12 protein-coding genes are annotated in these 13,048 nt (G+C 40.7%); 6 read left to right on the top strand and 6 right to left on the bottom strand.

Going from position 1 to position 13,048, the window contains the following annotated elements; all coding sequences use genetic code 11:
- Positions 1 to 69: 69 nt before the first annotated feature.
- The gene (gene fsa, locus NBG71_RS14190) at positions 70 to 732 is read left to right on the top strand and encodes a fructose-6-phosphate aldolase (protein WP_164530733.1); all 663 of its coding nucleotides are present in this window, start codon (positions 70 to 72) and stop codon (positions 730 to 732) included.
- Between the two features lie 816 nt (positions 733 to 1,548).
- Positions 1,549 to 1,941: a carnitine metabolism transcriptional regulator CaiF gene (caiF, locus tag NBG71_RS14185; protein ID WP_075674368.1), complete on the top strand. Its 393-nt coding sequence runs from the start codon at positions 1,549 to 1,551 to the stop codon at positions 1,939 to 1,941.
- A gap of 72 nt (positions 1,942 to 2,013) precedes the next feature.
- Here caiF and caiE read toward each other — a convergent pair whose 3' ends face one another.
- The 6 genes from caiE to caiT form a co-directional block, all read right to left on the bottom strand.
- Positions 2,014 to 2,607 carry a carnitine operon protein CaiE gene (gene caiE / locus NBG71_RS14180; RefSeq protein ID WP_075674369.1) on the bottom strand — a complete coding sequence of 198 codons (594 nt, stop codon included), beginning with the start codon at positions 2,605 to 2,607 and terminating at the stop codon, positions 2,014 to 2,016.
- A gap of 39 nt (positions 2,608 to 2,646) precedes the next feature.
- Positions 2,647 to 3,432, bottom strand: a complete 786-nt coding sequence (caiD, locus tag NBG71_RS14175; RefSeq protein ID WP_099659737.1) for a crotonobetainyl-CoA hydratase — start codon at positions 3,430 to 3,432, stop codon at positions 2,647 to 2,649.
- A gap of 76 nt (positions 3,433 to 3,508) precedes the next feature.
- On the bottom strand, positions 3,509 to 5,065 hold the full coding sequence (caiC, locus tag NBG71_RS14170; protein ID WP_075673856.1) for a crotonobetaine/carnitine-CoA ligase: 1,557 nt from the start codon (positions 5,063 to 5,065) through the stop codon (positions 3,509 to 3,511).
- 72 nt (positions 5,066 to 5,137) lie between these two features.
- Entirely contained in the window at positions 5,138 to 6,358 is a 1,221-nt protein-coding gene (gene caiB, locus NBG71_RS14165) for an L-carnitine CoA-transferase (RefSeq protein ID WP_075673857.1), read from the bottom strand.
- A gap of 69 nt (positions 6,359 to 6,427) precedes the next feature.
- Entirely contained in the window at positions 6,428 to 7,570 is a 1,143-nt protein-coding gene (gene caiA / locus NBG71_RS14160) for a crotonobetainyl-CoA dehydrogenase (protein ID WP_023582983.1), read from the bottom strand.
- Positions 7,571 to 7,611: 41 nt separating this feature from the next.
- On the bottom strand, positions 7,612 to 9,126 hold the full coding sequence (caiT, locus tag NBG71_RS14155) for an L-carnitine/gamma-butyrobetaine antiporter (RefSeq protein ID WP_075673858.1): 1,515 nt from the start codon (positions 9,124 to 9,126) through the stop codon (positions 7,612 to 7,614).
- Between the two features lie 541 nt (positions 9,127 to 9,667).
- Here caiT and NBG71_RS14150 point away from each other — a divergent pair.
- The 4 genes from NBG71_RS14150 to fixX are packed head-to-tail and all read left to right on the top strand — an operon-like array spanning position 9,668 to position 13,025.
- Positions 9,668 to 10,441 (top strand): electron transfer flavoprotein FixA, encoded by a 774-nt coding sequence (locus NBG71_RS14150; RefSeq protein ID WP_099659736.1) that lies wholly within the window; start codon positions 9,668 to 9,670, stop codon positions 10,439 to 10,441.
- An 11-nt stretch (positions 10,442 to 10,452) separates the two neighbouring features.
- A complete protein-coding gene (locus NBG71_RS14145) occupies positions 10,453 to 11,391 on the top strand; it encodes an FAD-binding protein (RefSeq protein WP_164530730.1) in 939 nt (312 codons plus the stop codon).
- A gap of 57 nt (positions 11,392 to 11,448) precedes the next feature.
- Positions 11,449 to 12,741 carry an FAD-dependent oxidoreductase FixC gene (gene fixC / locus NBG71_RS14140; protein ID WP_075673861.1) on the top strand — a complete coding sequence of 431 codons (1,293 nt, stop codon included), beginning with the start codon at positions 11,449 to 11,451 and terminating at the stop codon, positions 12,739 to 12,741.
- Positions 12,738 to 13,025, top strand: coding sequence for a ferredoxin-like protein FixX (gene fixX, locus NBG71_RS14135; protein WP_023582978.1), 288 nt, complete (start codon positions 12,738 to 12,740; stop codon positions 13,023 to 13,025). Before fixC ends, fixX begins: the two co-directional genes overlap by 4 nt.
- The last annotated feature ends 23 nt before the right edge of the window (positions 13,026 to 13,048 follow it).

Below are 13,048 nucleotides of genomic sequence, written 5' to 3'. Positions count from 1 at the left end.
CACAATGCTACTTTTTACGTTATACCTATAATTATTTAGCTTAAAAACCAACATTATTGAGGCGCGATTATGGAAATATATTTAGATACAGCGGATATCGAAGAAGTCAGAAAACTCTCTCAAGTTCTTCCTATTGCAGGTGTCACCACCAATCCGTCTATTATTGCTAAATCCGCACAAGATATTGAAATACTGTTACCCGAATTAAAAGCAGCAATGGGCGGTAAAGGCCGCGTATTTGCACAGGTCATTGCCAGTGATGTCGATACCATGATTGAAGAAGCATTGCGTATAGGAAATATTGCAGATAATACCGTGATTAAAATTCCTGTTACAGAAGCAGGGCTTGTCGCTATTAAACAATTAAAGCAAAAAAATATGCTGGTATTAGGCACTGCAATTTACAGTGTGTCTCAAGGGTTAATGGCGGCATTAGCAGGTGCAGACTATATTGCTCCTTATGTGCATCGAATGGATAGACAAGGCTCTGATGGTGTAAGAGTGGTAAAAGAGTTACAAACTCTAATTACTATGCATAATTTACCCACAAAAATCCTAGCAGCGAGTTTTAAAACACCACGACAAGTGGTCGATTGTTTATTAGCAGGCGCTTCTTCAGTGACATTACCGATTGAGCTTGCTTACTCTATTATTCGTTCCCCGGTTGTGGATGATGCGGTAAATAGATTCGCCGATGACTGGCAAACTGCATTTGATCGTCGCCTTCTTTAGTCGGATCTACTTAGACATTATATGATCAGCGCTATTCTATTTATATAGCGCTTAATTGATGTTTATTTGAGATAAGCGTAAATGAGTCTTATTTGAAATAATATTTCATTATTTTTAAATGAAGATAAATAGATAATTATTATTGAAATAATCTTCTTTTATTAGTGATTATAAATAGAGCGATCATCTGCTTATTTTTGCTAATTTTATAGGATTATATTATAGATACATGATTTTTAATTATTATTATCTGGGTACATTATTGATAATGTAATAGGGAAATGAGTATTAAAATTAAATTCTTTCCTATCACTCTATTTAATCTTTAATTTTTCTAATGAATTTTTTATAGACCTATCAGCAAGTGAAGATAAACGATTATTGATTTATATCTAATAATAAGCCACCTTTCTGGCAATCTAAATTAAAATCTATTACTATAATCTTAGTCTATAAATGGATTATTAATATAATCTATTTCTTTTTTTATTTTGTTTATTAAAACTCCTTTAAAATCAATTTGATAAGTAGTTCTTTAAAAGGTGTGTTTTATATTTTAATATTTAATTAATTTTTTGTTTTTACTCGGTTTAATTGTTATTACTTTGGCTTTAATAACAAAATAATAAATTGTGACGGGTGTGTTAATTAAAGAGTTTGGTTGTTAAAAGTAAACTAAATATTATTTTGATTAGTTTGTTAACTTCTCAAATTAACAGGGAAAACCGATACTCCGCGGTGCAATGATAATTAACATATATAGTTATTATCTTTATTTAGCAATAAATAAATTTCATTTGTGATATTGGAGTAATTATGTGTGAAGAATACATGAGTAAGCCACTTTATCTGTCAATTGCTGACTGGGTTCAAGAGCAAGAACGTTGGGTAAGTGCAAAGGAAATCGCAAAAAAATTCGATATTCCTCAATGCAATGCGATTAATATCGTTTCTTACATTCTTTCTGATGTAAAAGAAATTGAGTGTGAAACGAAAAGTGTACCTAACCAACTAGAAGGTAGAGGCTGTCAGTGTCAACGAATGATCAAAGTGAGTCATATCGATCCTCAACTTTATTCACGCTTAAAAGGCCATGTTCAAGGTAAAAGTAGTCAAAGTTCTCCTGAAAAATTAGCGGCAATGATCCCTCATGGGTTGAACCATGAGCAAAAATGGCAATGGATGTTGTCAAAATCTCAACGTCGCTAATTACGTGACTTCGTTTCATACTAAACAATTTGAACAATGACGACAGGCGCTTGCAACGCCTGTCGTAGTTTGTCACTGACCTTTCGGCTTTACATCTGTTGTACCGCGTAAACGCGGGCGATTAGGTTCAGGTGCAGTTAAAGGTGTGGTTTCAACTAAGCTTTGGCGACAACGAACCGCCAAGTCTTGATATTCGCGTGTGTTCATACGCTTCCATTCCATGTCATTGTCAGTAATATCCCGCACATGTTTTGCAGGGCTACCAATCAGCATTTGCCGAGGTTGCCCTTGAAAGCCTGCTTTTACAAAGCTCATGGCGGCAACAATACTTTCTTCGCCGATTATTGCACCATCCATAATCACGCTATTCATGCCGACTAAACTGTCACGCCCGATAATACAACTATGAAGAATGGCACCGTGTCCGATATGCCCATTTTCTCTAACAATGGTATCCATATCGGTATAGCCGTGCATGATACAACCGTCTTGAAGGTTAGCACCTGCTTCAACAATCAAGCGCCCATAATCCCCTCTTAGTGATGCCAAGGGGCCGATATAAACACCCGCACCGATAATCACATCACCAATTAATACAGCAGATGGATGAACATAAGCTGTTGGATGAACCACAGGAATAAGACCTTCAAACGCGTAGATACTCATCAGTTTTCCTCTTTGTTGTATTATCGAGATTAACGATAATTACCGGCCTTTCCACTCAGGCGCGCGTTTTTCAGCAAAGGCTAGTGGGCCTTCGGTGGCGTCTTCTGAATGTAAAACACTTGGGTAATGTTTTAACACACCACTGCGCATAAGTTTGTAACCCTCTTCAATAGAAAGCTCGCTAGTAGCGCGGTAAATCTCTTTTAATGCAGCAACAGCCAGTGGGGCACTGTTGGCAATTTGGTCTGCAAGTTCGCGTGCGCTGTCCATAAGTTCAGCGGAGCTGACAACACGGTTTGCAATACCCCAACGAAGCGCTTCGTCGGCATTCATGCGACGACCTGTCATCAGCATTTCATTGACGATAGCGGGTGGTAAACGTTTAGGTAAACGCAGAACACCGCCACTGTCAGGTACAATGCCTAACTGTGCTTCAGGTAAAGCAAAAGAAGCATTGTCTGAACACACCATCATGTCGGCAGCGAGTGCTAATTCAAAACCACCACCAAAAGCATAGCCGTTAACTGCAGCAATGACAGGTTTATCCAGATTGAAAAGCTCAGTTAAACCAGCAAAACCACCGGCACCAAAGTCAGCATCAGGTGCTTCACCTTCAGCTGCAGCTTTTAAATCCCATCCTGCAGAGAAAAAGCGTTCACCTGCACCTGTAATAATCGCAACACGTAAGTTGGGATCATTACGAAAACGCAGAAAAACTTCGCCCATTTCATGGCTTGTTTTCGCATCAATGGCATTCGCTTTTGGTCTATCTAATACAATTTCAAGTACTGAACCACGAGTTGTTAGGTGTAATGACTGGCTCATGTTGTATTCCTTTTCGTCATCAAAAATAAGCATTTATGATTGAGGTTATTAATTTGTGGTTAAATCTACCTATGTCTTATTTCAAATGCTTTTTAATCACTTTTCCTGAGCAGTTACGAGGCAAACCGTCTCTAAATTCAACTTCAGAGGGGACTTTGAATTTCGCCATATTTTGCTCACAGAAATAGAAGAACTCTTCTTCACTCAAGGTCTCATTTTCAACCAGTACAACAAATGCTTTGATCGCTTCATCGCGAATGTTGTCAGGAACACCAATTACAGCCACATCTTGAACTTTAGGATGTGAAGAAATGATGTTTTCAATCTCAACACAAGAGACATTCTCGCCACCGCGTTTGATCATATTGCAGCTACGATCAACGAAATAGAAAAAGCCTTCATCGTCACGATAACCATAATCGCCAGTATGTAACCAACCATCGGGCTCTAATGCTTTTGCTGTGGCATCAGGTCGGTTGTAATACTCTTTAAAAATGGTTTTTCCAGGCTCGCCTTTTACGCAAATTTCACCTACAACTCCATCAGGGACTTCATTATTTTGTTTGTCCCTGATTTGAGCTTGATAGCAAAAACCAGGTCTACCAATTGAGGGCCAACGGCGTTTATCACCGGGTCTGTCACCAATTAAACCAACAATAGTTTCTGTCATGCCATACGAGGTGAGTAATCGCACGTTGAATCGTTCAAGAAAGGCATCTTTTTCTTCGTCAGCAAGATTGAGGTAAAACATCACTTCACGTAATTTGTGCTGCTTTTCTTCTGATGAAACAGGTTGCGCCATTAAGGTTCTCATCATCATTGGAATACATTCCGCGACCGTTGCTTGGTATTTAAGGATCTGTTTCCAAAAGGCTCTGGCACTGTATTTTTCTAACAATACAAAGGTGGCACCCACAGAAAATGCGGCGAGCGATGCAGTGCATTGGCAGTCAATATGAAAGGCAGGCATAACCGTAAGATAAACGTCGTCTTCACGTAATGCGTTTTGCCATGATGAGTAATAACCCGCAAAACGTAGGTTATAGTGTGTGATAACTACGCCTTTAGGTTGAGATGTTGTTCCTGAGGTAAAAAGAATTTCAGCAGTGTCATCCACACTTAATGGTGTGTGATGATTAAGCGTAGCAGGGTGCTTGGCTTTCTCTTTTAAAAAGTCGATAACGCCTTTTTCAGCAGGCAGACTGTTTTCTGTTATTAAAAACAGTTGTGTTAAAGGGCATTGTTCATCCTGCAACATAGGTTGGTAAATAGGATAGAAATTATCGCGAGTAACCACGTAATGAGCTTGGCAGTGATTGATTATCCATGCGCTCTCTTCATACATAAAGCGCGCATTAATTGGCACCATAACAGCGCCAATTTTTGCCAAGCCAAACCAGCAAAAGAAAAATTCAGGACAGTTATCAAGATGTAAGGCAACGTGATCGCCTTTTTTTATGCCACCAGCATGAAAAAGATTTGCGGTTCTATTTATCTCTTCATTTAATTCACTGTAGCTAAATTGTCTCACTTGTCCTTGTGCGGATTCAAAAATTAGCGCTGTTTTTGTACCATAAACCTCTGCCAAATCATCCCACATCTGACGTAAGTTTTGTTTGCCAATCACATCCATTAAACTGTTACCCTATCTTTTGCTGTAAATTCAGACGTGCTTTATGTCTATAAACGTCTGAATTTTACAGTGTTATTTTACGATTTTAGCCAGTCCCTTATCGACCAGCCCCCTGATTTGTTCTTCGCTATAACCGATATTTTTTAAAATCGCGTTTGTATCCATGCCGTGAGAAGGCATTCCACGCCATATTTTTCCCGGATTATTTTTGAATTTAGGCATCACATTTGGCCCTTTGCAGGTTTCGCCATTCATGGTTTGCCATTCGGTAATCGATTCACGCGCGACATATTGCGGATTGTCTTCAAGCTCTGGAATAGTCAGCACTTTGGCGCTGGCAATATTGAGCTCTGAAAGACGTTTGAGTACTTCTGTGATGGGTTGCTTAGCTAACCATTCATCTAATTTGTCTTCAAATAATTGACCATGAGGGCAATTAATGCGGTGAATAAGTTGAGTGCCTTCAGGAACTTCAGGTGTACCAAGCAGATGAGCAAGTCCGATATCTTTGAAAATTTCTTCAATTTGAGTGATACCGACAACTTCCATCACGATATAACCATCTTGGCAACGGTAAAGCCCACAGCCTGCGTAGTACGGATCTTTCCCTTTTGTCATACGAGGGCAGATCTCACCACCATTGAAATAGTCCATCATGAAGTATTGCCCCATACGCAACATCACTTCATACATAGCAATATCAATACTTTCGCCTTTACCTGTTTGTTGAACTTTATACAGCGCAGCTAACGCAGAAGTGGTTGCGGTCATCCCTGAGAAGTAGTCTGCGGTATAAGGGAAGGCTGGCATTGGCTGATCTTTGTCACCGTTTTGAATAAGGTAACCACTGAAAGCCTGAGCAATGGTGTTATAAGCGGGTAAGTTGGTGTATTGCGGATCGCCATATTGACCAAAACCCGATAAATGAGCGATAACTAACTTAGGGTTATGTTCCCATAATACTTCATCTGTAATACCGCGACGTGCAAAGGCAGGGCCTTTACTCGCTTCGATAAAGATGTCGGTTGTTTCCATTAATTTTAGGAACGCATCACGACCTTCGTCTTTAAAGATATTTAACGATAGTGCATGAAGATTACGGCGAGAAAGTTGAGGGTAGTGAGGTTGAACGCGAATGGTGTCAGCCCATGCAACGTTTTCAATCCAAATCACTTCAGCTCCCCATTCTGCGAACATTTGTCCTGCGAATGGCCCTGCAATTTCAATTCCTGAAAACACAACACGAACCCCTGAAAGTGGGCCGAATTGTGGCATTGGTAAATGTTCTGTCATAGCGTCACCTCGTAAGTGGTCTGAGTGAAAACTCTCTCATCATTGGATGAGAGAGTTATTCGTGATTAATTAGCGATACTGTTTAAGTACTGAACGTCCTAATGTCAGGATCTGCATTTCATCTGAACCACCAGATACACGGTCAACACGAAGGTCACGCCAGAAACGAGAAATACGGTGCTCGCCAGCAATACCGACACCACCAAGCACTTGCATTGCACTATCAACCACTTCAAACGCTGCGTTTGCACAGAAGTATTTACACATAGCTGCATCACCAGAAGTGATTAAGTTGTTGTCACTCTTCCATGCAGTTTCATATAACATGTTGCGCATTGAATTGAGTTTGATCGCCATATGAGCGAATTTTTCTTGAATAAGTTGGAAGCGACCAATTGCTTCACCAAATTGCACACGTTGGTTGGCATAACGCGCCGCATCTTCAAATGCACACATCGCTGTACCGTAGTTAGTGAGTGCCACTAAGAAACGCTCGTGGTCGAACTCTTCTTTCACACGGTTAAAGCCGTTACCTTCACGACCAAACATGTCTTTCTCTTCAAGCTCAACGTTGTCGAAAGTGATTTCACAGCAGCTATCCATACGTAAACCTAGTTTTTCTAACTTGTTGACTTTGATACCTGGTTTGCTCATATCCACAAACCATTCAGTGAAGATAGGTTTATCTGGAGACGCTGAATCACGGCTCATCACAACAACGTAAGGGGTATAGGCACTACTAGTGATAAAGCACTTGCTACCATTGAGGTAAACTTTGCCATCTTTACGGGTATAAGTGGTTTGTAAGCTACCTACGTCAGAGCCTGCGCCGGGTTCTGTGATAGCGGAGTTCCACATCTGTTTACCAGTACCGCGAAACGCCATAATTTTATCAATTTGCTCTTGAGTCCCTTCACGCAAGACGGTGTTAAATCCACCCGGCAATTGATAAAGAACGTAAGTTGGCGCACCTAAGCGACCTAATTCCATCCAGATTGCAGCAACAGTAACAAAACCTGCATTTAAGCCACCGTGCTCTTCAGGAATAAGCAGATTGTCAATTTCCATATCCGCTAAGGCTTTGACAAAACGTTCTGGGTATTTACTTTCGCGATCACACTGTGCGAAATAAGCTTCCCAGTTTTCACTGGCCATTAATTCGCGGACACCGTCAACAAACAGTTCCTGCTCATCATTCAATCTAAAATCCATGTTAATAACCTCTTAATATGTCATTCTTTGCGTATAGCGGATCAGTCTTTCCAATGTACTTTGGCATCTTTAATAAAGGACAAGGTGACCATGATATTGACGAAAAATAGTGGACATCCTCCGGCGATAATGGCGGTTTGAATTGGTTTTAAACCCCCAAGTGCGAGCAGAATGATGCCGATAATACCGACCAGCACAGACCAGCCAATACGCACTAATAAAGGTGGCTCAGAGCCTTCTTTCATAGAGCGACAAGTGGACATTGCTAGTGTGTAAGAACAGGCGTTAATTAAGGTGACAGTGGCAATAAAGCAGAGGATAAAGAAGCCCCACATTGTCGCTGTGCTCAACGGTAATGCCGCCCATGTCTCGATGATTGCGCGAGGTACACCGTATTGTTCAATCAGTTGTGGAATGTTGAGGATATTTTGGTCAATCAATTGTATGGTGTTACCGCCAAGGATTGTCCAAATTAGCCAAGTTCCTGCGGTTAAACCTGAAACCATCCCTAAACATAATTCACGAACAGTACGGCCTTTAGAGATACGTGCTAAGAAGATACTCATTTGGATGGCGTAAATAACCCACCATGCCCAATAGAAGACAGTCCAACCTTGAGGGAATCCGCCTTTACCGATTGGGTCTGTATAGAACAGCATACGAGGCATATACATCATCAATGTCCCCACAGAGTCTGTGAAGTAATTGACGATAAAGCTCGCACCGCCGACGATAAACACCCAACCCAGCATTAAGAAGCTCAGGTAAGTACGAATATCACTGGCGATTTTCACCCCTTTTTGTAGACCAAATGCCACGCAGATTGCGTTTAATAAGATCCAGCAAGAGATAATGATGGCGTCTAATTGCAGGGTATGAGGAATACCAAATAAATATTGAATACATTCGGTGACTAACGGTGTTGCTAAACCGAGGCTAGTTCCCATCGCTAAAATCAGAGCAACTAAATAGAAGTTATCAACAATGGTACCGAATAAGCCATTAACGTGTTTTTCACCGATTAATGGGGTTAAGGTACTACTTGGACGGATAACTTCCATTTTGCGAACAAAGAAGAAGTAAGCAAACGCAACAGAAAGGAAACTATAAGTTGCCCAAGGCAAAGGACCCCAATGGAACAAGCTGTAAGCAAGACCAATTTCTTTAGCTTGAGTTGAGTAAGCTTCCATCCCAAAAGGAGGGCTTGAAATGTAATAGTATATTTCAATCGAACCCCAGAAGAGGACGGCAGCCGACGTACAAGACGCAAACATCATAAAGATCCAGCTTGCGGTACTAAATTCAGGTTTATCTTCCCCAAGGCGTTTATTGGCATAACGACCGAAGACTAACCAAAACCAACCTCCGAACATAATGACCATATACCATTCGAAGGCCCAACCCCAGACATTGGTAACATAGCTGAATACGGCATTAATCACTTCATTTGAAGCGTCAAGATCACGTACCGTTAGCCAGCATAAAATACCAACAATGATTAATGGCGGAAAAAAAACCTTCGGTTCTATTCCTGCCTTTTTATTATCTTTGCTCATAGGTAAATTTTCCAAATATATTTAACGCAGAAGTTTAAGTAGTGTTAATTCCTAATATCTAATAAAGCATTTGAGTTTATTTATGAGTGTTTCGTCTATTGGTGTTTCATCATAATAGATAAATAAACTTATTGGCTAATCCACAAATCGATTAATGATGATGAATAATGGATATTATAAGAAATCCATTCTGTTATTCACTTCACACTATTCTTTTTGTCGATTTTATGTTACGTTTTATAACGTTTCGTTTTCATTGTAACTGATTGATAATTATATCTATCTATTTGTATGTAATAGGGTTGTTATATTCTGTCTTTCAATATTGTTGATCGATGTAGCAATATTGAAAGTTGTTCACTTCAATTAAAACTAATTTCAATATTGGTGATATGTTTAGCAATATTGAAACCTATCTATTCTTTATTTAGTAATGTTCAATATTGGTGACCTAGGTTTAATTTTTTAATCTCTTAATTGTGTTAATTCTATATTACATTGCCAGAGCAAATGACATTATTTATTAATTTCAGGAGATGTAATGAATATTATTACATGTTACAAGAGTGTTCCCGATGAGCAGGATATTACGGTAAATAGCGCAGACAGTTCGCTGGATTTTTCTCGTGCTAACACCAAAATCAGCCAATATGATTTAAATGCAATTGAAGCCGCTAATCAGCTAAAGTCTCAGCTTGATGGCATTCAAATCACGGCAATGAGTGTTGGTGGTAAAGCACTGACAAATGCGAAAGCACGTAAAGACGTTCTTTCTCGTGGTGCTGACGAACTCGTAGTTGTGGTTGATGAGCAATTTGAAGCCTCTTTACCTTACCAAACAGCGGTAGCATTGGCGGCGGCAGCGACTAAAAAAGGTTATGACTTAATTCTTTGCGGTGACGGCTCTGCGGATCTTAGCTCACAACAAGTTAGTTTGCTGGTGGGTGAATTATTAAATGTTCCTGCGATAAATGGTATTAACAAAATTGTTTCTCTTTCTAATGACTCAATTACGGTTGAGCGCGAGTTAGAAAATGAAATCGAAACACTGACCATTCCATTACCTGCTGTTATCGCCGTTTCTACCGACATTAACACACCTCAAATTCCTTCGATGAAAGCCATTCTTGGCGCGGCCAAGAAACCTGTTCAGCAATGGAGTGTTGCCGATCTTGGTCTGGATGCGATTACTGCGCGTTCAGAGCAAAAAGTGGCGGCACCAAAACAGAAAGTACGTCAACGCATCATTATTGAAGGTGATGGCGATGATCAGATTGCTGAGTTGGCAGAACATTTACGTAAAATTCTTAAGTAATAGGGGGAGTTATGAGCCAGTTTTCAACTGTTTGGGTATTTAGTGATGCACTTTCCCGTTTACCAGAATTAATGGGTGGCGCTTTTTCATTAGGGCAATCTATCAATGTATTTACATTGAATGATGAACAAAGCGTTGCTGCTTTTAAATTAGGGGCAACAGAGGTTTTCCAATTAGAAGGTAAACCTGACGATCGCATTATTGAAGACTATGCACAAAGCATGGTTGAAACCATTAAACAAAAAGGTGATGCAGGATTAGTGCTACTGCCTAATACACGTCGCGGAAAATTATTAGCTGCACGTTTAGGCCACCGTTTAGAAGCAGTCGTTTCTAACGACGCCCAATCTTTAAAAGCAGAGGGTGATGCATTAGTGGCAAAACACATGGTTTACGGCGGTCTTGCTTTTGGTGATGAAACCCTGAAAACCCCTTACTGTGTGGTAACTGCAAGCGTGGGTGCTTTTGATGTTGCATCAGAAACTGGCGCTACAGGTAATGCACAAAAAGTCGCATGGATTGCTCCAGCTCAAACTATCGTTCGTAATTCAGTTCAACCACGCGCAATCAACACAGTTGATTTAGATAAAGCGCGTTTTGTTGTTAGCGTTGGTCGCGGTATCGGTAGCAAAGAAAACATCGTTATTGCAGAAGAGTTAGCGAAAGCCATTGGTGCTGAAATCGCCTGTTCTCGCCCTGTTGCTGAAAATGAAAAATGGATGGAACACGAACGCTATGTTGGTATTTCTAACCTAATGCTAAAGCCTGAACTCTATTTAGCAGCGGGTATTTCAGGACAAATTCAACATATGGTTGGCGCTAATGGCGCACAAACCATCGTTGCTATTAATAAAGACAAAAATGCACCTATCTTCCAATTTGCTGACTATGGCATTGTCGGTGATTTAATGAAGATTTTACCTGCATTAACTCGTCAATTATCTAACTGATTTATTTAAGCAGGGAAGGAAACTTCTCTGCTGTTTATCGCAAATTCTGGAGATGTTATGTCCGATTCCGAAGATATTTTCGATGCCATTATTGTTGGCGCAGGATTAGCCGGATCTGTGGCTGCACTTGTTTTGGCAAGGGAAGGCGCACAAGTATTGCTAATAGAAAGAGGTAACTACGCTGGCGGGAAAAATGTAACCGGTGGTCGTATGTATGCACATACCCTTGAGCGCATCATTCCTGAGTTTGCGCAAGAAGCGCCTGTTGAACGGGTTATTACTCATGAAAAATTGTCATTTATGACTGAAACAGGCGCAATGACCATTGATTACCAAAATACAGAAGGGAAGAGCCCAAAAACCGCCTCTTGGTCTGTATTACGTGGTGAGTTTGACCAATGGCTAATGGAGCAAGCTGAAAACGCAGGCGCACAATGTATTACGGGTATTCGTGTTGATAAGCTCGTTGAGCGTGATGGCAAGATTGTCGGCGTCGAGGCAGACGGTGATGTGTTAGAAGCCAAAGCGGTGATCCTCGCCGATGGTGTGAATTCTATCTTGGCTGAACAGTTAGGGATGACAAAACGTGTTGCGGCTGAAAATGTAGCCGTGGGTGTAAAAGAGATCATCGAACTGCCTGAAAGTGTCATTAAAGATCGTTTCAACCTAAAAGATAACGAAGGTGCGGCTTGGTTATTTGCAGGTTCGCCTACCGATGGACTAATGGGGGGCGGTTTCTTATATACCAATAAAACCACGCTTTCTTTAGGTCTTGTCTGTGGGCTTCACCATATTAAAGATGCGAAAAAATCAGTACCACAAATGCTGGAAGATTTTAAACAGCATCCCGTTGTTGCTCCGCTCATTGAAGGCGGAAAAATGGTGGAATACGGCGCACACGTTGTTCCTGAAGCTGGATTAAGAATGCAAAACGAATTAGTACGTGATGGCGTATTGATTGCCGGTGATGCAGCAGGGATGTGTATGAATCTAGGCTTTACTATCCGTGGCATGGATTTAGCGATGGCATCAGGCGAAGCCGCTGCAAAAACCGTGCTCTCTGCCATGGAGAAAAATGATTTTAGCAAGCAAACGCTAAATGAATATCTCAAACATTTAGAAGATGGTCCATTACGCGATATGAAAGCCTATCAGCGTATGCCTGATTTACTTGATAACCCTCGTATGTTCACCGCTTACCCTGAAATGGTAGTTGGTATTGCAAAAGATCTCTTCACTGTAACGGGTGAAGCGCCAGTACCGATGCGTAAAACCATGATGCGTCATACCAAAAAAGTGGGCTGGATGAATCTGATCAAAGATGGGATCAAAGGAGTAAAAGCAATATGAGTTCTCCCGTAAATGTCGATGTCAAATTAGGCATCAATAAATTTAATGTCGATGAGGAAAATCCACATATCGTCGTTAAAGAGCAGCCTGATATGCAGGTATTGGAAACCTTAGTCAAAGCATGTCCAGCAGGCCTTTATAAAAAGCAAGAAGATGGCACCATCAGCTTTGACTATGCTGGGTGTTTAGAGTGTGGAACTTGTCGAATTCTTGGTTTAGATAGTGCGCTTGAAAAATGGGAATATCCACGCGGAACGTTTGGCGTGGAATATCGTTACGGATGATGTATCGCTACTTTTCTCCCAGT

This window comes from Proteus sp. FZP2095 (assembly GCF_023701425.1).
Taxonomy (GTDB): Bacteria; Pseudomonadota; Gammaproteobacteria; order Enterobacterales; family Enterobacteriaceae; genus Proteus; species Proteus cibarius.
Note: the sequence above shows the minus strand (reverse complement) of the source record. Positions and strands in the feature narration are given on the sequence as shown.